Origin of the sequence: Parabacteroides sp. AT13, assembly GCF_002272965.1 — a bacterium.
GTDB lineage: Bacteria > Bacteroidota > Bacteroidia > Bacteroidales > Tannerellaceae > Parabacteroides > Parabacteroides distasonis.
Genome location: NZ_NQMH01000001.1, coordinates 1,800,839 through 1,821,568, shown reverse-complemented (window position 1 = coordinate 1,821,568; position 20,730 = coordinate 1,800,839). Strand labels below are relative to the sequence as shown.

General features: G+C 39.1%; 17 protein-coding genes. 12 read left to right on the top strand and 5 right to left on the bottom strand.

The genetic code is table 11. From position 1 onward, the window contains the following. Positions 1-94: 94 nt before the first annotated feature. Positions 95-1,081: a quinolinate synthase NadA gene (gene nadA / locus CI959_RS07645; RefSeq protein ID WP_008773192.1), complete on the bottom strand. Its 987-nt coding sequence runs from the start codon at positions 1,079-1,081 to the stop codon at positions 95-97. A 695-nt stretch (positions 1,082-1,776) separates the two neighbouring features. Here nadA and CI959_RS07640 point away from each other — a divergent pair. Continuing rightward, entirely contained in the window at positions 1,777-2,307 is a 531-nt protein-coding gene (locus CI959_RS07640) for an RNA methyltransferase (protein WP_005860365.1), read from the top strand. Here CI959_RS07640 and CI959_RS07635 read toward each other — a convergent pair. Beyond that, the gene (locus CI959_RS07635; RefSeq protein WP_008773191.1) at positions 2,299-2,904 is read right to left on the bottom strand and encodes a DUF4294 domain-containing protein; all 606 of its coding nucleotides are present in this window, start codon (positions 2,902-2,904) and stop codon (positions 2,299-2,301) included. The genes CI959_RS07640 and CI959_RS07635 overlap by 9 nt on opposite strands. Positions 2,905-3,023: 119 nt before the next feature. Between CI959_RS07635 and CI959_RS07630 the strand changes: the two genes are divergently transcribed. Genes CI959_RS07630 through CI959_RS07610 form a run of 5 tightly spaced genes read left to right on the top strand, consistent with a single transcriptional unit; the run spans position 3,024 to position 10,904 of the window. Further along, entirely contained in the window at positions 3,024-3,530 is a 507-nt protein-coding gene (locus CI959_RS07630; protein WP_011967105.1) for a BRO family protein, read from the top strand. A gap of 21 nt (positions 3,531-3,551) precedes the next feature. After that, positions 3,552-4,361 (top strand): hypothetical protein, encoded by an 810-nt coding sequence (locus tag CI959_RS07625; RefSeq protein WP_057317223.1) that lies wholly within the window; start codon positions 3,552-3,554, stop codon positions 4,359-4,361. Positions 4,362-4,374: 13 nt separating this feature from the next. After that, positions 4,375-6,435, top strand: a complete 2,061-nt coding sequence (locus CI959_RS07620; RefSeq protein WP_057317224.1) for a helix-hairpin-helix domain-containing protein — start codon at positions 4,375-4,377, stop codon at positions 6,433-6,435. Between the two features lie 33 nt (positions 6,436-6,468). Next, positions 6,469-7,248 carry a radical SAM protein gene (locus CI959_RS07615; RefSeq protein ID WP_008778938.1) on the top strand — a complete coding sequence of 260 codons (780 nt, stop codon included), beginning with the start codon at positions 6,469-6,471 and terminating at the stop codon, positions 7,246-7,248. A gap of 32 nt (positions 7,249-7,280) precedes the next feature. Next, the gene (locus CI959_RS07610; RefSeq protein WP_009275467.1) at positions 7,281-10,904 is read left to right on the top strand and encodes a discoidin domain-containing protein; all 3,624 of its coding nucleotides are present in this window, start codon (positions 7,281-7,283) and stop codon (positions 10,902-10,904) included. Between the two features lie 78 nt (positions 10,905-10,982). On the opposite strand, the gene CI959_RS07605 is transcribed toward CI959_RS07610, so the two are convergent. Together CI959_RS07605 and CI959_RS07600 are read right to left on the bottom strand one after the other, a co-directional pair. Beyond that, complete coding sequence (locus CI959_RS07605; RefSeq protein WP_005860350.1) at positions 10,983-11,660, bottom strand: ORF6N domain-containing protein; 678 nt, start codon at positions 11,658-11,660, stop codon at positions 10,983-10,985. Between the two features lie 6 nt (positions 11,661-11,666). Then, a complete protein-coding gene (locus tag CI959_RS07600; RefSeq protein ID WP_008773184.1) occupies positions 11,667-12,773 on the bottom strand; it encodes an acyltransferase family protein in 1,107 nt (368 codons plus the stop codon). 321 nt (positions 12,774-13,094) lie between these two features. Here CI959_RS07600 and CI959_RS07595 point away from each other — a divergent pair, with 321 nt between their 5' ends. The 3 genes from CI959_RS07595 (at position 13,095) to CI959_RS07585 (ending at position 17,027) form a co-directional block, all read left to right on the top strand. Beyond that, the gene (locus CI959_RS07595; RefSeq protein WP_005860344.1) at positions 13,095-14,840 is read left to right on the top strand and encodes a hypothetical protein; all 1,746 of its coding nucleotides are present in this window, start codon (positions 13,095-13,097) and stop codon (positions 14,838-14,840) included. A gap of 173 nt (positions 14,841-15,013) precedes the next feature. Then, a complete protein-coding gene (locus CI959_RS07590) occupies positions 15,014-15,367 on the top strand; it encodes a DUF3244 domain-containing protein (protein ID WP_005860342.1) in 354 nt (117 codons plus the stop codon). A 79-nt stretch (positions 15,368-15,446) separates the two neighbouring features. Beyond that, positions 15,447-17,027: a hypothetical protein gene (locus CI959_RS07585; RefSeq protein ID WP_005860340.1), complete on the top strand. Its 1,581-nt coding sequence runs from the start codon at positions 15,447-15,449 to the stop codon at positions 17,025-17,027. A gap of 78 nt (positions 17,028-17,105) precedes the next feature. Here the strand turns inward: CI959_RS07585 and CI959_RS07580 are convergent, their stop codons facing one another. Continuing rightward, positions 17,106-17,537, bottom strand: a complete 432-nt coding sequence (locus CI959_RS07580; protein ID WP_005860338.1) for a hypothetical protein — start codon at positions 17,535-17,537, stop codon at positions 17,106-17,108. 261 nt (positions 17,538-17,798) lie between these two features. Here CI959_RS07580 and CI959_RS07575 point away from each other — a divergent pair, with 261 nt between their 5' ends. The 3 genes from CI959_RS07575 (at position 17,799) to CI959_RS07565 (ending at position 20,698) form a co-directional block, all read left to right on the top strand. Next, positions 17,799-18,353: a DUF5025 domain-containing protein gene (locus tag CI959_RS07575; protein ID WP_008773181.1), complete on the top strand. Its 555-nt coding sequence runs from the start codon at positions 17,799-17,801 to the stop codon at positions 18,351-18,353. Positions 18,354-18,465: 112 nt separating this feature from the next. Then, entirely contained in the window at positions 18,466-18,921 is a 456-nt protein-coding gene (locus CI959_RS07570; RefSeq protein WP_057317225.1) for a hypothetical protein, read from the top strand. Positions 18,922-19,252: 331 nt separating this feature from the next. Further along, positions 19,253-20,698: a PA14 domain-containing protein gene (locus CI959_RS07565; protein ID WP_057317226.1), complete on the top strand. Its 1,446-nt coding sequence runs from the start codon at positions 19,253-19,255 to the stop codon at positions 20,696-20,698. Positions 20,699-20,730 lie beyond the last annotated feature (32 nt).

Below are 20,730 nucleotides of genomic sequence, written 5' to 3'. Positions count from 1 at the left end.
TAATTTTGATTATTTACATATAATAGACCGGGCTTAGCTTTTATATCACTCAAGTCCGGCCTATCGGTTGAGACCTATCCCGCATTTGTTTGGATCAGAGTCCCAGCTTCTCAGAGATCTCCAACATCTTCTTGATCGGTTTGATGGCCTTCTTCTGTACCTCCTCGTCCACGAATATCTCCGGCATCTCGAACTTCAAGCAATTATATAGCTTCTCCATCGTGTTCAAGCGCATGAAATTACATTCGTTGCAAGCGCAAGTACTGTCGTTCGGAGGAGCCGGGATGAATTCCTTATCCGGACTCTGCTTGCGCATCTCGTGAATAACGCCACTTTCCGTCGCTACAATGAATTGTTTCGCATCGGACTTAATGGTATGCTTCAGCAAAGCCGCGGTCGATCCTACGAAGTCTGAGACCTGTATAACCGGCTGCTTGCATTCCGGATGGGTGATCACTTCCGCGTTCGGGTACTGTTTCTTCAAAGATAAGATCTTCTCCAATGAGAATTGCTCATGCACGTGGCAAGCACCATCCCAAAGCAACATATTACGTCCCGTGATGCTATTGATATAATTACCTAAGTTACGATCCGGGCCGAAAATCATCGGTGTACCTTCCGGGAAGCTCTCCACGATCTGGCGGGCGTTCGTGGAAGTAACCACCACATCCGTGACCGCTTTCACGGCGGCGGTCGTATTCACGTAAGAGATTACCGTATGACCGGGATGTTGCTTGACAAACTCGGCGAACTCCGGAGCCGGACAACTGTCCGCCAAGGAGCAACCGGCATTCAAGTCCGGTACCAGCACTTTCTTATCCGGGCAGAGGATCTTCGCCGTCTCTCCCATAAAGTGAACCCCACAAAGCACGATGATATCCGCCTTCGTCTTAGCCGCCCATTGTGCCAAGGCCAGACTGTCTCCCACATAGTCCGCTATATCTTGTATATCGCCTGTTTGATAGTAATGCGCCAAAATAATCGCATTCTTCTCTTTACGTAACTTGTCGATCGCTTCCTTAAGGTCTAAATCCTTAGGAACGGGCGCATCCATGTACCCGATTGATTGGTTTGTCAACATAGCCTTATATATTAATGATTCCTGTTTCTACTGCTCCCAATAGGCTTTTCACTATATATAAACAATATTATCCACAGAAAGTATTACTGATAATCTTCATCTTATCTAGTTTATCAACCTATTGTTCACAAAGCACAAAGGTATAAACTTTCTTCATTTATAGAAATAACAAGAAAGATTCTTATCTTTGCCATCGATGGATGAGCTGTCGTGAACCATCAAGAGTTATCCACAATCATTATATTATATTCTTATTAATCTTTAATTTTAAAAATAAATATGATGAATATGATAGGCTGTTGAAATGGTTAATACATTTTTGTTACAATCTTTGGTTATTGACTTATTAAAGTCTGTGAACGGTTTATCAAAAGGATACCAACAGCATGGATGTCTATCTATAGATTGTAATTCTTATAGTTATAGACTTTATGAATATTTAGTTGTTTATTGTTGATAACCTTGATTGTGAAAAAATAGATCCTCCAGCAAGGCTGTCAATAGTGTATAAGGGCTGTTGATAGCGCGTAATAAATAAGTGGCTTATTCATTTGCTAATTTAAGAAAGGGGGGTGTATGGACAAGTATTTGAATAAAGCAAGAAATATTTTTCATTTTATGTCCACTACTTATTAATAGCTTTTCAACGGCATATCCACGGATATTCGCTACTTTCGCGGTCAAAGATATTTGTTATGCGAAAATTAAAAGTAACCGAATTGAACCGCCTGACTCCCGAGGCTTTTAAGGAAAGTAAGAAGATACCTTTAATCGTTGTCTTAGACCATATTAGAAGTCTTAACAACGTAGGTTCCGTGTTTCGTACCTCCGATGCTTTCCGGGTAGAGGCTATTTATCTTTGTGGTATTACGGCTTGCCCTCCGAACGCGGAGATCCATAAGACCGCCTTAGGAGCGGAAGAAACCGTAGATTGGGAATATTTCAAGGATACCCCGGAGGCTGTTGATAAACTGCGCCAAGAGGGATATACGGTATGTGCCGTAGAGCAAGCGGAAGGTAGTGTCATGTTAGATAACTTGCAGTTAGACAAGACAAAGAAATACGCTATCGTCATGGGTAACGAAGTAAAAGGCGTTCAACAAAATGTGGTTGATAACTGTGATATATGTATTGAAATACCTCAATACGGTACAAAGCATTCCTTGAACGTATCGGTTACTACCGGTATCGTGATCTGGGATTTCTTCAAGCAACTATCAGATTAAACCATTCTCAACCAATACGACGACCCGTTCGGTCATGGCATCTTTACCTTTCGGGTCGTATTCCGATTTCAGACTGGCTCCGAACATGCCTGCGAAGAAATTCCAAAAGCCCGCACGGAAACTTCCCAGATAGGCTTTCAGTAAATTGTAACTGGATTGATTACATTCCCTATCGATCAGTTTGATAAGTAGCTTGCCTTGCGAGAAGGATAATTTTTTTAGTTCCGGTTTATATTGGGCGAACAACTCTTTCTCCATCCGTTTCAAGTGGGCTTGGCGGGCCTTGTCATTCGGTAAGGTTTCCATGTATTCGTAGGTCTCTATCAACGTATCATACACCATTTTGGCATAGGGCAAAGTACGCTTTACGTCTCGTACCAACTTATTGTACTTGGCTTGTTCACGCTTATTCTTAAACTTAACTTGAGGATATATAAAAACTTCCCGAAGGTTGACGACAGCCATTGTATCACCTTCATACAGTTGAGCTTTCTGATAACCTTCCGGAACAATATTTGTCTTTACCGCCTGCGCCATCCCTTTAAAGCTACAGAGAACAAGTAGAGCCAAAACACAATATATCCCTTTTCGTATCATATACCGCGAAAATATAAATACTGCGTGACTCTCAGCATCATTTATCTGTTAATAACTTGCTAAATGAATATAAAACATTACATTTGCGCAATTGACAACAACTTAAGAATATATTAACTATGAAGAAAGAAGAAATTACCGCCCTATTCGGAAAATTCGAATCCATTTCATGTGAGGTAGAAGGCATAGAATGCTGGAGTGCCAGAGAGTTGCAACCCCTATTAGGATATGCCAAATGGGATAACTTTATCAATAATGTAGTGGTGAAAGCCAAAGAAGCGTGCCGGAATGCGGGAGAAGATGTACAAAACCATTTTCCCGACGTCGGGAAAATGGTTTCAATAGGTTATGGTGTTGAAAAACAAATAGATGACATCTTATTAACACGCTACGCATGCTATTTAATCGCACAAAATGGTGATAGTCGTAAACTACAAGTAGCTTTCGCTCAGACTTATTTTGCGGTACAAACCCGTAAGGCCGAGGTAATTGAACAACGCCTATTGGATTGTGATATGCTATTGCAAAGGGGAATTAAGCCTGAACGACTCTCCCCTGATGAGGATATTAAAAAGGTACAGCGTAGGATAAATAAGGATAATAAGAAAAACTTGAAGAATAAGTAGAAACCATACAAAATCTTAACTATGAAATATCTATTGTTATCCCTGTTTGCGGGGGTATTTTCATTGTATGTACATGGTGTTGATAACTTACGTTTACCGGATGTCCGTAGCGTGGGAATGGGAGGGAATGTGGCGACGCAATCTATTTTATTCAATCCGGCCCTTATTGTCGATAAAGAGAAAAAGTCCATTCATTTAGAATACTTTAATCGGTACATGTTGAAAGAACTGGGTACGATGTCCGGTAGTTTTTATTATCCGAATCAACTATTATCCGCAGGTGTTGATATCTCTGTTTTCGGGTTTGATAAATACAGGGAGATGATGGTTCGTGTGCTGGGAGGAAAACGCTTGGGGGATCAATGGGCGTTAGGGCTTGGAGTTCACTATAGTTTCTTGCAAACTGATCTATTGGAAAATACAAGATCCAGACTGTCAACAGATCTTGGAATCACTTTCTCTCCTATTGATAAGTTGTTAATAGGAATGTTAATAATGAATTTTCCTTCTGTTTATATAGGAGATAAAGATATTGAAATAGAAGATTTTAATTATTACTTAATTCAAATAAGTTTTCAATGGGAGATTATAAACAGTCTGTTAATTACAGGAAGTGTAGGAACGGAAAATGAAAACCTAGTTGTTGGAAACTTTGGTCTTGAATACACTGCTTTCGATTCTTTTTTTATTCGTGCCGGAATACAGACCGCTCCTCTCCTGCCCTCTTTAGGAATTGGTTATAACTTTTCTTGCTTTACGATAGATGTAGCCTCTATTTACCATCCGATTTTAGGGATGAGTACCGGTCTTGGTTTATCATTCTCTTTTTAAATGATACTTAGCTATGAAACGATTGTTTATAATCTTGTCGATAATCCTGTTGATAAATAGTTATTACGCTAATTCTCAAATAGAATATTCTGTTGATAAGTGGATGGAGTATGTAGAGGAACTAGCCTTGGAAACCGAGGATACGGAGCGTATCGAAAGTTTGTATGCCGATTTATCTTATTTAATTGAGCATCCTTTTGATTTGAATGCCGTGACGGAAGAACAACTGAAGCGATTACCTTTTCTATCCGATCGCCAAATTGAGCAGCTCCTCTCCTATCGGAAACGATACGGAAATATGGTTAGCATCTATGAGTTGAAGAATATAGAGGATATCGATTTTCAGACGATATCTCTTCTCCTTCCATTTGTTTATATAGGTGATAATCTTGTTGAAAAACGGTTGCTTACGGTTAAGAACCTGTTGAAATATGGTCGTAATGAATTACAAATCAGGTATGATCAATGTTTTCAACAGAAAAAGGGATATGGTGAACAAACGGACAGCATACTTTCGTTATATCCGAATCGTAAATATAGAGGAGAACCTTTCTATCACTCCTTACGTTATTCCTATACTTTCGAGGATCGTTTACAAGCAGGCTTCATAGCCGAGAAAGATGCGGGTGAACCTTTTTGGAACGCATATCATAAAGGATATGACTTTTATTCCGCACATCTATTCCTAAAAGATATCAACTGGTTAAAAAGCTTGGCTATAGGGGATTACAAGATGTCTTTCGGACAAGGTCTGGTGATTAGCAATGACTTTTCTCCTAGTCGTACGGCAGTAGTCGCTCAAGCGGAGCGAAGGACAAATGGCTTCCGTAGGCACTTCTCAACCAATGAACAGGATTTCTTCCGAGGGGTGGCTAGTACGATCACGATTAAAAATTTGGATATAAGTGTTTTCTATTCGTACCGAAAAATGGATGCGGCCGTAGATAGCTTGACATTCACCTCATTAAAAACGGATGGACTTCATCGTTTACAACGGGATTGGGAAAAGAGGAAAATGATAACGATGCAGGTATATGGAGGAAATATCCGCTATGCTACATCTCATTTTCATGTAGGTTTAACGGCTCTCTCCTATTCATTCGGTAAGTTTAAGATGGACCCCGATCCAAAACCTTATAATTTGTTCTATTTCAGAGGTTCCAACAATTTCAACATCGGTGTTGACTATATGTTGAAAAGTAACCGTATTAAGTTTTATGGCGAGACCGCTCTTTCGAAAAACGGAGCTATTTCTACCTTGAATGCCTTGCAGTTAACACCCGCTTCTTATATATCTTTCTTGGTATTATACCGCTATTACGATCGCCGTTATCAAGCTTTGTTTGGGAACGCTTTCTCGCAAGGCTCTACGGTTCAGAATGAGCAAGGGGTTTATATGGGATTGCAATTAACCCCGATCGCCCGCTGGAAATTATCCATTTATGCGGACTTATTCCGTTTTCCTTGGTTGAAATACGGGATAGACGCTCCTTCCGGAGGACAGGAATATATGGCTCAGATAGATTATACCCCTAGTAGAAACTATTCAGCTTATCTTCGTTATAAATATCGACAAAAAGAAAAGAATGGAACTTTTGAAAATGATAATTTATTGAAAATCAATACTTATAAACAACATCGTATTCGTTTTCAACAGGTTTATAACTTTTCTTCTCCTTTTATTTTTAAGACTTCCTTAGATGGTATTCTATTCGATGATCCTATAAAGAAACTTAATAAAGGAATTATGATCTCCCAAAGTATAGGCTGGAAGCCCACTACCCTACCTCTTCAAATGGATGGTTATCTAGCGTGGTTTCATACGGATGATTACAATAGCCGGGTCAGTTCGTATGAGAAGAATATATTGTATGCCTTTAATATGCCCTCTTTTTATGGGGATGGGATGCGGTTTGCCCTTACCTTTCGTCTGGATATTTGGAAACGTTTATCCTTATCTGCGAAACTGGCTTACACCCATTATTGGGACAGGGATTTGATAGGTACTGATACGGAGGAGATAAGCGGTTCTGATAAAACAGATCTTTATGCTTTGCTTCGCTGGAAATTTTAGAGTAGATTTGCGTGGGTAAAAACAAACAGCGCTATGTCTACAATTCTTTTTGATAAAATAGTATTTGGCCCGATACATAGTCGGCGTCTAGGTGTCTCTTTAGGGATGAATTTACTTCCTACAGACGGGAAATTATGCTCTTTTAATTGCATTTATTGCGAATGTGGATTGAATGAGAATCATAGGACCCATAGTAAACTGCCTACTCGTACGGAAGTGAGGGAAGCCTTAGAGCAAAAACTAAGTTCCATGAAAGCGGAAGGGATCGCTCCGGATGTAATTACATTCGCCGGAAACGGAGAGCCTACGATACACCCGGAATTCGGTGGAATCATTGATGATACGATCGCTACCCGGGATCGATTTTTCCCTGATGCTAAAATCGCCGTGCTTTCTAATTCTACGATGCTCCAGAAAGAGGAGGTCTTTCAAGCCTTGAATAAAATAGAGGATAACATATTGAAACTGGATTCTGTATTAGACAGTCGGATTCGGCAGATAGACGTACCTAATTCTCCGGCGTTTAATTTCGAGTCTTTATTAAAGCAATTATGTCGTTTTAACGGAAACTTGATTATACAGACCATGTTCTTGAAGGGGGAAGTGAATGGGAAATCGGTTAATAATATGACAGAAGAGGAGATAGCGGGCTGGATCTCCGCCTTAAAACAAATCCGTCCGAAACAAGTCATGATTTATACGATAGATAGGGAGACCCCGGTTAAAGCTTTGAAAAAAGCTACTAAAGAAGAATTAGATGCGATTGCAGAACGGGCCCGGAAGGAGGGTTTTGACGTGACGGTATCTTATTAAACTAACTAATTTAGAGAAACACAATAAGTAGTATGAGAACATTCAGTAAAAAGAAAAAATTGCCTCGACTCTTGACGCTTTGTGGAGCGGTAGCGGTCTCAGCATTGCTAGGAGGATGTGGGCAGAGCGGTGTTCCGGCGGAATCTTTCGATCGGTCGGATTATTATACCAGAGGTATCGGTTCGTATCCGGGAGATCCGGGGGAGGATTTTTCTCCTTCATTACGTCCGGATTATTCCACGTATCGTAACATAGCTCTTTTGCGTAGCGCTTACAACTCCTCCAGTTATGATTACAATCTAACGGCTCAACTGGTGACGGATGGTGTTATTAGCGATAAACAACCTCAGTATCTCGATCTCTCCACGCAAAATGGGGATATAGCTCGTCGTGAGCGTGAGTGGATGATCGATCAAGGTCCTTATTCTCGTAATGCGGTTACGGGCGAGGATGCCTATTTCCTGTTCACGCTGAATAACTGGAAAGAGAAAGCTGACAAGGTACAATTTCGCGGCAGCGTGGCTTATGATGAGAATAATATTAAGGATGGATATGAGATTGTTTGCGAGGGATCGAATGATGGAAATACTTGGACGGAATTGGCTGCCTTAAAGGGTAAAGGTATGCCGGGTAAGGCCAGCAAGTATAAGGCCCATTCAGACCCGAACAAGAATAGCTGGGATCCGGGTACGTTGCCCACCCGTATGTTGAATGAGACTTTGACATTCGATCAACCGGGTGAATATGCTTATTATCGGATGCGATTGAAAATGGAAGGTGCCGCTTATTGGGCATTCTTCGAGATGAATTTCTATAACCAAGATAAGTTGATAGATTTGCTTCCTTCCAAATTCTTTAATAGCGCTTGGATGAGTGCCACGACAGGAGAGGAGTGGGTCTATGTGGACTTGGGTAGCCAATCCGAATTCGACAAAGTAAAATTACATTGGATCAATAAAGCGATCAAGGGTAAGATTCAAGTTTCCGACGACGCTAAACAATGGGTTGACATAGCGAATCTTCCGGGTGGAGATGCTAATCTGGATGAGATCAAGCTAAAAGGAAAAGGCCGCTACGTACGGGTATGGATGGAGCAACCGGCTAATGACGGACGCTATATCTTAAGCGAGATAGAGGTGATGGGTAAAGGTGGCTTGCTTGCCCAACCGGCTGCTGCTCCGGCTGCTACAAAAGACGAGATCCGTTTATCGGGCGGAAACTGGAAAGTACAACGAGCTTCCGAGGTAACCGCTTCCGGCGAGGAAATATCGAAACCTTCTTTCTCTCCGGAAAATTGGATCGTGGCGACTGTGCCGGGAACGGTATTGAGTAGTTATAAGAATATCGGAGCTATCCCGAATCCGAATTACGCGGATAACCTGATGCAGATATCCGAGTCATTCTTCAACTCTAATTTCTGGTATAGGGATGAGTTTGAGGTACCCGAAGGATTCAAGCAAGATCGTTTGTTCTTGAATTTCGATGGTATCAACTGGAAAGCGAATGTATATTTAAACGGTAACAAGATCGGCCGTATCGAGGGAGCGTTTATCCGAGGTGTATTTGACGTTACAGACAGGGTCGTACCGGGTAAGAACGTTGTCGCAGTGGAGATCATCAAGAATGAGCATATCGGTGCTATCAAGGAGAAATGTGAGAAGAATACGGATTTCAACGGTGGTATCTTAGGCGCTGATAACCCAACCTTCCACGCTTCGATCGGTTGGGATTGGATCTCGACGATCCGTGGTCGTAATATAGGTATTTGGGATGATGTGTACTTGACTTCTACAGGCAAGGTAACGATTCAAGACCCGTTCGTACAGGTTGTATTACCGTTGCCGGATACGACTTCCGCTACCTTGACTCCGGAAGTGATCGTGAAGAACCATGATGCTGCTCCTGTAAAGGGTGTATTGACAGGGAAGATCGGCGATATCACTTTCGAGCAACCGGTAGAATTGGCCGCAAACGAGGAGAAGACGGTTACTTTCGATCCAAATAGCTTCAGCCAATTGAAGGTTCAGAACCCACGTCTGTGGTGGCCTAAAGGGTACGGATCTCCTTATTTATACGACGCTAATTTCACCTTTAAGGTAGGCGATAAGGTATCCGACTCTGAGGATTTCAAGGTAGGTATCCGACAAATGACCTTCAACGAGAATAATAGCATCTTGAGTCTCTTTATCAACGGGCGTCGTTTTATCGGCCGTGGCGGTAACTGGGGATTCGGTGAGTCTAACCTGAATTACCGGGGTCGTGAGTACGACATCGCCGTGGCTTACCATGCTGATATGAACTTTACGATGATGCGTAACTGGGTAGGACAAATCGGCGACAAGGAATTGTATGAGGCTTGCGACCGTCATGGTATCATGATCTGGCAAGATTTCTGGTTGGCGAATCCTTCCGACGGACCCGATCCTTATGATCCGGAGATGTTTATCGCCAATGCTGAGGATTATGTGAAACGTTTCCGTAACCATGCCTCTATCGGTATTTATTGCGGGCGCAACGAGGGCTTCCCGCCGGAGCAGATCGACAAGGCTTTACGCCGTATCGTGAAAGAGGATCATCCGGGCTTACATTATATCTCCAGCTCGGCGGATGAGGTGGTAAGTGGCCATGGCCCGTACCGTGCGCTTCCTGTTAAAGAATACTTTAGCTTGAAGAATGGTAGTGATAAGTTCCATAGTGAGCGGGGTATGCCCAACGTGATGAATTACGAGAGCTTGGTTCGTACTTTCTCTCCGGAAGCGCTTTGGCCGCAAAACGCTCAATGGGGACAACACGATTATACGATGGAAGGCGCCCAGTCTTGCGCTTCTTTCAACGCTATCATCGAAAAGGGCTTCGGTAAGCCGAACAACGCCAAGGAATTCGCCGATCTGGCTCAGTGGGTAAACTATGATGGTTACCGGGGTATGTTCGAATCAAGAAGCTTGAACCGTAAGGGATTATTGCTGTGGATGACGCATCCGGCATGGCCTTCTATGGTATGGCAGACTTACGATTATTATTTCGAGCCTACCGCCGCTTACTTTGGTTGCAAGAAGGCCTCCGAGCCTCTGCACATTCAATGGAATCCGGTTACGGACGAGATCGAGGTAGTGAACTATAGCGCCGGCGTACGTAATGGTTTGACGGCAAAGGCTCAAATCATCAATATGGACGGTTCTATTTCATGGGAAAACGAGGTTTCCGTGGATAGTAAAGAAGATACTACCAACAAATGTATGAAACTGGATTTCCCAGCTAGCGTATCCAGCGCTCATTTCGTCAAGTTGACGTTGACAGAGAATGGCAAGATCGTATCGGATAACTTCTATCTGCGTGGCGTAGAGGAAGGCAACTACCAAGCTTTGCGTGAGATGCCAAAGGTTACTTTACGATCCAACGTGGCAACCAATAAGGGTAATGACGGTACTTGGACCGCTACCGCTACCTTAGAGAATACTTCATCCACCCCGGCTCTGATGATCCGTGTGAATGTAGTGGGCGAGAAGGATGGCGAGCAATTCCTCCCGATGTTCTATAGCGACAACTATTTCTCCTTGCTTCCGGGCGAGAAGAAAGAGATCAACATCCATTGGAAAGATGTAGATACGAGAGGCGAGACCCCGAAGGTGGTTATCTCCGGTTATAACGTGAACTAGTCAGCTAGGCTGATACCTATAAAAAATCCAACCATTCTCCGATATGAATAGGAGAGTGGTTGGATTTTTTTTGCAATTCTAAATTTCAGATTTATCTTCGGTTTTATTGTTATTTTTAATACGTTTTACTGTATGTTTAAGTTTTACGGCCATAAGATTCAACTCTATGGTAGATTCCATTTCAGTTGTATCAGCATCATCTATCAACAGATCAGATAAGAGTTGGCCAGTTCGTTTCACAATACCTTTTTGTTTTATTAGGTCAGGTTCATTTTGAATCGCATCTACATTTCGGATAAGCTCACGTAGTTTTACGAAAGAATCTATTATAGCGATAGTTGTTTGTGTGGCTCTTGGACTTTTTAATATAGTAGCCAGCATATAAAGTCCTTTTTCAGTGAAAGCTTTAGGTTCTACTGTTGATTTTTTTAAGTTTTCCATCCGGTGGAAATTTTCCACCACATACTGTTTCTCAGAGGGTTTCAATGTGAAAAAATAACCACTGGGGAACTTTTCAGGATTATTTCTCACGGCTTTGTTTATATCCCTTGTTTCTGTTTTATATAATTCTGCTACATCTCTATCTAGTAGTATTTTTTGTCCTCTTAACTCAATAATACGTTCCTCTACTTCTTTCGTTCCAATAACTTGAAGTTCATTTTCCATAGTTAAATTATTAATTTGATTTTTGTATTTATGCTTTGTATATAGAGCAAATATAGTGATTTTTTGTTCTATATACAGAGCATAGATCATTTCTTTTTACAACTTGATATAAATCTTCTTCTTATACAAGAAATATCCCGGTATCCAGTTTAGTACCACGAAGAAGATAGCCCATGCTAATGAGCCTCCGAAATCGCCGAATATCGGCCTGAATAGATCCATATACATAAAGGCGGAGATACCGCTCATTCCCAGCAATACGGCCAATATATCCCCTTGTACATACAGATACAACGGGTTGATACCGAACGACTCAAAGAATAACGTCCATTTCTTCTTCCCGTTTATATCGATGATCCAGATTAATAAAGCGAGGAATAAGGAGGCGAATCCGCAAGTAACCAATACGAACGTACTACTCCATATCTTTTTATTGATAGGGCAACCATAGCTTAGCAAGAAACCGGCAAAAAGAATAATCGTACCGAAAATGAAGATATTACGGATAATCAACTCATTGTTCTTTTTACAATCCTGTATTACCTTTCCTACGTAGAAACCGAGTAATACATGCGCTATGCTACCGATGCAGCTCAAGAGCCCTTCCGGATCAAAGGCGATCCGTGTACCATCTGCCATATCATCGTGATACATATGCGATGTACCGAATAAAGTTCTGTCCACGATCGCTATAATGCTATCCTCCGACATTTCCATACTATGCGTGAAACCTAGTAATGCCCAGTAAAATATCAATATACCAGCGGCTACCTGCAAAATATACTTATGATTAATCGCTAATCCTATCAACGACCCGAAGCCGTATGCCAGCGCCAACCTTTGCATCACCCCAAGGATACGTAAATTCTGGAAATCGGTAAATCCATTGTAGCAAACATGCCCGAACAGATTCAGCCCTAATCCCACGAGGAATATCAATACCGTGCGTCTCAATACTTTCGTCACGCTTTCTTTCGACAGCTTGAAGTTATATTTCCGAAGCGAGAAAAACATGGAGACCCCCATGATGAACATAAAGAACGGAAATACCAAATCGGTGGGAGTGAGGCCGTTCCAACGTGCATGCTCTAAAGGCGTATATACATACTTCCATGACCCGGGGTTATTTACCAAAATCATCCCCGCAATCGTAATTCCCCTCATCACGTCGAGGGATAGCAATCTTCCGGATTGTTGTGCCATATTGATAGTAGATTAAAAAGTTACCAATAAAAGTCCAAAGATAATTGAATTTCCTACAATATCCCTGCCTTCGGGAATACTGTTTTTAGTATATTGAAAATCAGATGTATAAAAACATGTACATGTTTTCGGAAAAACACGTACGTCTTTTTTCGGAAACACGTACGAGAATTTATGAAAACACGTACGTGTTTTTCCAAAAAGATGATGGAGATATCCAAGCGATAAGAATTTTATACAATAAGCCTAATAATCAATTATTCTTTAAGGTTTGATGAAAAATATGCCTATCTTGCGCATAGAATCTAAAGATAGGAACCAATGAGGCATTTGCTTATTTTGATATCGCTATTATCCACACTCTCATTTATAGGTTGTCGAGATGAGAGCGATGCCATATACCTAATCGATCGTGCGGAATCCTTGTTGAAATCCGATCCGGATAGTTCCCATATCCTATTGGATAGCATAGCCGTGCCCGATAATTTGAGTGATAAATTATTGGCTCGTTGGTGTATGCTATCCGGTAAAGTGGCGGACACGTTATATACGGATCTGCCCTATGTACAACAATTGCTACGTGCGCAAGCCTATTATAAGTCACACGGGACAAAGCAAGAACAAGCGAAGATTGGTTTGTATTTGGGGCGTTCGTATGTGGAAGATAAAGAGAACGAGAAAGCGATGAAGGTTTATTTGCAAGCTTTGGATATCGCTTTACGCAGTGAAGACTATAATCAAGCCGGATATATTTGTAGCTATATGGGAGATCTGTATGATTTCGAGGGTAATTATCTGTTAGGAAAGGACAAATATAAGGAAGCGGAATCTTATTTTCGAAAAGCGGGTAATATGCGAAGTTCGGCTTTCGCCTTGCGGGATGTGGGAAGAATGTATGCGTTTTCGGATTCTTTGGATATAGCGTTAATTTTTTTGTTGAAAGCGGATACTATTATAGTTGAAGTAGGTGACTCTTCTGATATAGGGACTATATATAATGGAATAGGAAATATTTATAATATGTTAGGTAATAAAGAGTTAGCTAAATTGTATTTGTGGAAAAATGTCAATATGTCAGATTTTGATGACGCACCAAGTTACAGGACATTGGCTGGTATATATATAGAAGAAGGCGATTTTAAGAATGCACGTATTTGTTTGGAGAAAGCAAGTGTACCTAGTTTTAATGATATGACCCGTTTTTCGGTACTTTATGGTTATTCTTTGTTAGAGAAAGCGGAGGGTAATTGGGAAAAGGCTTGGTTTTACTTGGATGAATATAACAGTGCCTCAGATTCGATCTTGACGATACGAAATAGGGAAAACATAATAAAAATAGAAAAGGAATATGAGCATTTAAAAATATCATTGGAAAATATGCGATTAAAATCGGATAAACAAAAGTATTTTATCTATTGGGTAATATCTGTATCTATTCTTTTAATATTATTATGGGTCTTTCAAATACGAATTGATAGAAAAAATAAAAGACTTCTTAAGCAGGAAATCGATTTGTCGAATAAGAGTAATGAATTATTCAGACTACGGGATAATTTACGTAACAAACAAGATAGATTAGAGGCTTTATCTATTCAATTGTCTGAAAAAAATGAAAAACTGAATGAACTTGATTCAAGAGAGAAACTGGAGAAAGAATATGAACAAATAAAAAAAGAAGAGGAAACCCTCGTCCTTCGGATAGCGGAACGGCGTAAGGATCTATTCTTATCATCCGCTATAGCCAAGAAAGTAATCAAGCTATCCCAAAAAGTAGTACCGGGAGCTACCAAATCTCCACTATCAGAAAAAGACTGGCAAAATATTATTACGCAAGTGAATGAGGTTTATCCTTTTTTAGCGGATCGACTCGCTGCGTTTAATTTATCTGCCGCCGAATTGCGTTATTGTTATTTGAGCTTGTTGGGTTTGGATTCGATAGGTGAATCTATCCTGTTACATATCCAGCCGGATTCGGTAAACAAGCGTCGGCAGCGTGTACGCCAAAGGCTGGGAATCATAGCGAAAGAGCTTGATTTATGTGCTTATCTTATTAATAGTGTACAATAGATTGATAAACAATAGCTTCTATTAATATTGGCTTTACCCTTTGTCCTGCTAGTTGATTTATAATCAATTAAATATTAGTTGATTATGAATTTCGTTTGTCGCTTATTATTTAGCGTTATATTTGCTTGTTTCTTCTATAGGCTTGATCTTTACGTTGAAAAAATAAAAACGAAATGAGACAGCTTAAATTGTTATTAGCGGCAATAGCTTTATTATGGGCTATGCCATGCTGGGGTAAGCCTATAGATCTACATGGTAAATGGGAACATAAGAAAAAATCCATTCCAATAGGTTTGCCAATGGATGCATCGATTGAGGAGGCTAATAGAGAACTGATAGTAAACTTTCACGAGGATCTTGGTGATGTATGTGTTATCGTCACTAGTTCTACGGGAGAAGTGATCTATAATGAAAAGGTACAAACGAGTACTATGCCATATTTAGTAATACCTCTAAAAGTAAGAGATCAAGAAAAAGGAGTATTACATATAATGAATGATTATAATCATGTATTTGGGGATTTTTAAATTTAAACTTTTGTATTTGTAAATGATATAGGAGTAAAAATATAATTTTCTATTGTTTTACCTTTTAAAAAGTAGTATTATGAAAAAGGTGTATTTATTATTTATTTGCTTAGTTTTTATATCATCTTGTAATGATGATTTAGTGATGGAAAGAAATGATATATTATCTACAAATAATATAGAAATTTCTATTCATGATTCTCTTCTAATGAATAAAGACTTAGTTTTGAAAAAAGATTTTGCTAAAGCATTATCAAAAGTTTTTAATGAAAGCCTAATGGCTAGAAATTTGATTAAAAACGAGGCTTTAAAAATGATTGATAATGATTATGATGTTCTTTATCAATTAGTAAAAGATGAGATGCTGGAAGATAATATTACATTTGAACAGTATATAGGGAAATATATTGAAATGGATAAATTATTATCTATTAATGAAAAGTTTCCTACTCTAACAATTTTTGTTCCAGAATTACCTAAGAATTCGTTCTCTGCTGCTCTTTGGAATACTGATAAAGAAATACCAGTTGTTGCTGTTAGAACTTGTATCAGTAACGATGTTCCTATATATGATAAGGATGGGGAAGAAAAAATTATAAAATCAGATCTCATTCCTATGTATCCTATTGTTGTATTAAAGGATAATGAAAGAATCGTAGCGAATGAATATAGTAATTTGTCTAGAAGTAATTTTAGTAGTACTAATTTTACTTTTTCTTCTAAATCGGGAATAACTTATTCTTTTCTTGGAGAATCTTTTAATAATATGAAACAAAAAAACATTTTAAGATCTCGAAATGTAAATAAAAGTATGAAAGATAGATTACAAAAATCAGTTGATGCATATAATATTTATAAAAATAAGGATGGATGGCATAGGGACTATATATATTATGATATGGTTCCAGGTTCAGATAAAGGTGTATTTGTTTATGATTATAAAGAAACACTATATTCTTTCCAAATGAAAGGGGATCCAAATATAGCTTTCCAAAAGATATCAGATCAAACAGGAGATGCACAGTTAGATTATGATCAAATATTTAATCCTAGGCAATCTTATAAAGCTACTCCTTGGACTGATGGTAAATTTGATTTTTTAGTTAAAGTATATGTTGGAACAAAAAGTCCTATAGGGACAGAACAAACTTTTTCTTTTGGCGTAAAACCAGAAGATCTATTTAGAGTATCTTACAAAGATATAGGAGGAGGTAATTCTAAAGTTGATGGTGTAAAAGAATGCCTAGTTGTTCCTCTTGATTTACCTCTGTTTGAATGGAATATAGAAAATTTTAGTTGTGTAATAAAAATTTCTATAGAAGAAATTGATGGTACAGAAACTCAAAGGACGCTTAGCCAAACTACTGCTGAATTTGCAGGAAATTTTGAACTTAATCCTGTAAAAGGAGTTTTTGAAAAAGTAGGATTGAAATTTGGTGCAAGTGCGAAAAAGACAATTACGACTACATTTGAAAAAACATTTACATTGGGTAATGATGAATTGGGGGATGTTATTGTTAATTTTTATGATCCTGTTGTTCTTTCTGGTGATTGGATTGAATATGCAGGACGTAGAGATACGGCATATTCAATTCCATTAAATAGTAAATATTATAATGGTTATTATAAAATAGAGTTGGCTCCTTTGAAAATGTATTAATGGATATGCTTATATGAATAAGCTAAATATGAAGTAAATAGTTTATAAATAACTATTTACTTCATATCTTAAATATAATTAGTAATAAAATGTAATAGTTTCTTTTATTTGATTTTGACGGTTTGACCAATATGAGTGAGAAATCATATTACTATTAGTGTCATGGATGAAAACTGTAATAGAATGAATAGTTTCTTCTGGTTTTATTTCTAGATAGCCATCTATATTTGTTCTTTTTACTTGATTAGGTATAATTGTATTTTTACCATTAGAGTATATACCATTCCCTTTATCTGTGTAATTTGCGAGATCAATAGGTGCTATATCATAATAAATGTATGCTATTGCATTATAAATAGGTGTTTTTGTGTTATCTTTGCTAATTCTAAGTACTTTTATTTCAATATATGATTCACTAATCTCTTCTATGCCATTATCTTTATTACAAGAAGATAGAATTACTATAATAAATAGTAAAATGCTAAGTTTATTAAATGATGATTTTTGCATGGCTTATATTTTATGTTGATTAATATTTCAAATGTAGTGAATATATTGTAATAGGCTATATGTAAAAATATAATTAATGTCTTTTTGTGTAAAATAGAAATAATAAAATACGGTTTACTTTATTGTGATCTTTTATATACATTGAGGATAGGGGTATTTGATGGTTTCCTGTCTTATAAGAAAACAATAGTCATTATGGAATCAACAACTGAAAAACGGAATATCTCTATGCTTTACTGGGATGAAGCTAAAAAAGGAATGATGGCAGGTTTCATCTTTTCTTTATTCATTCTTTTACTATTCTCATTCGTTTCTTGTGACAAGGATGAGGATACTTCTTTTGAAGAAACTCCTTACTATTTGGGGTACTTTGAAGGAAAGGTGAATAGTCAAGATATTTCTATAGCTAATCAGTCGAACTCTCATTCTTTCATTGATCATGGAAATTTTTGGCAGGAGGTAAATACCGATTTAAGCGGTTTCTATTGGGAGATACCATTAGGAGTGCATATCTCTGACTATCCTTATCCTATGCTGAGGATCTCATTGATTCCATTGAGAGAAGGAGAATATCTGATCGATAAGGGTAAATTATTGAATGAAGAGATAGAATCTACTGTTAGGATCACGAAAGATGACGCTAAAATAGTGTATCATCCACTGAAATCTTCATTTCGGATACAAGTGGATAGTATTCGTTTTCATGAGGGAAGTGGTACCCCTTATATTGAAGGGAAGATGGAAGGTATTTTATATAATATAGAGAATTCGGAAGATTCGATCGTCATAAAAGACGCTATATTCGGAATACACTAACTTGGAGCCGAATAATGATATAGAAGCAATATTTAGATTGAATGGGAGTTCTATATCATGATATGTCGAACTTTTATTCAATCTAAATATTAATATTAATACCTTGTAAGTAATGAAGAAGTTATTTGTTCTGTTGATATTGCTTTTATTTTTTGGCCGATCGCAGGCAACTGATATAGAGGCTCGTACCGGTATATTAGGAGGAGATGGATGGGGACTTCAAACCGGGGCGTATATAAACTTTCCGCAATCACGGTTGTTTTCTATACAAACGGGATTGTTGTTGCATACCGCGGGGAATTCGTTTTCATATGGAGATGATTGGAATATTGATTTTTTTGTACCCGTGTATGCTTCTTTTCATATTCCGTTGAGCGATAAAGTGAATCTCCGATTAAATGCGGGTGCTTACACCGGTAGTGGTGAATCTTGGAATCTGGGAGCTACGGCGGCGGTAGGTATAGAGGTAAAAAGATTTTATGTGGGAGTGAACTATTTCCAGAATTGTGTCAATGACCGGGATTTGAAATTGGGGTTGTCGGTTGGATATAAATTCACATTATTTTAATCTTTTATATATTTTGAGGATAGGGGTATTTGAGCGTTTCCTGTCTTACGATAAAAACAACGAGAATTATGGAGTCAACAAGTAAAAAACAGAATACCCCTAAACTTTGGTACTGGGGGGAACCTAAAGGAGGAATGAGCCTTGAGGATTGTGAGAAAATAGTAAAAGAGATCCCGCATTTTGACAGGAAAACCCGGCTTGCGGATATGTATATAGCTTTTGTTTGACAGCAAGGGTTTCATTGTGGCATTTAACATAAGGAAGAGAGCCTGTTTTTATACATCGCTCTCTTTTTTTTATAACTTAGCCCCCAATTACTAAATCGAAGAACATGAAAAAGACTTTTTTATTAGCGATCGCCTTGTTGTGCTTTTGCGTTCCGATGAGCTTATTCGCACAAAAACAGCTTGCTTTCAAGGATGGGAAATTCAAGATCGTCCAATTTACAGACATTCATTGGGATCAGAAATCATCTAAATGCGCTAAGACAGTCGCTACGATACAATCCGTATTAAAGGCGGAGAATCCGGATGTGGCAATGCTGACGGGCGACGTGGTGACAGCAAGCCCCGGTTTGGAAGGATGGAAGTCAGTGATCGGGATCTTTGAGGAGGCCAAGATACCGTTTACGGTCATGATGGGAAATCATGACGCGGAGATCGTCCCCAAGGACGAGATTTATGCCATGCTTAGTAAATCACCTTATTTTATGGGCGAGAAGGGACCGGGTGATATCCATGGAGCCGGAAACTATGTGATACCGGTCTACAGTTCGGATGGAAAGAAACCGGCGGCCTTATTGTATTGTATCGACTCCAATGATTATCCTACGCTGAAGGATTATGGCACGTATGATTGGATTCATTTCGACCAGATCCATTGGTATCGTGAGCAAAGTATGCGCTATACCAAGGAAAATGGCGGCAAACCGTTGCCAGCCTTGGCTTTTTTCCATATTCCTCTGTTGGAATATAATGAGATCGTTGGGGCGGAGACTACATTAGGACAGAAAGAAGAGGGAATCGCCTCTCCCAAGATCAACACGGGCTTCTTCGCTTCCTTGGTGGAAATGAAGGATGTGATGGCTACTTTCGCCGGGCACGATCATGATAACGATTATATAGGAATGTTATATAATGTGGGGCTAGCTTTCGGGCGTGTATCCGGATGGGACGCTTATGGAGATTTCGAGCGGGGTGGCCGTATCATTGAATTGCGTGAGGGCAAGTTTGAGTTTGATTCATGGATTCGTACCTCGTCCGGAAAGGAATATACGTATTATTATCCGTCTGGCCTGACCTCTAAGGATGAGGAAACGATGGAATTCTTACCCGCCAAAACGGTAAAACCTAAAAAGCACGGGGTAGCTTATACCTATTATGAAGGCAAGTTTAAACATACGGATCAGATCGCTTCCGGGACAAAAGTGAAAGAGGGTACGATGAAAAATATCTCCATTCAGGAGGCTCCGGCCAAGGATCATTTCGCTTATGAGTTCCGTACGTTGATAAATATCCCTGAAAAAGGTGTATATCGCTTTTATACGTATTCGGATGATGGTTCCAAGCTATTTATAGACGGTAAAGCTATTGTTGATAATGATGGCTCTCATAATGCTCGTATAGCGAAAGGAAAGGTAGCGTTAGACGCTGGTTTCCACGAATTACGTGTTTTGTATTTCGAGGATTATATGGGCGAGGCCTTGGAGGTCGGGGTTTCCAGCCGTAAAATAAAGGAAGCTGTCTTACCAGAGGACTGGTATTATTTACCGGAATAAATATCCAGTTGTAGAGACGCAGCATGCTGCGT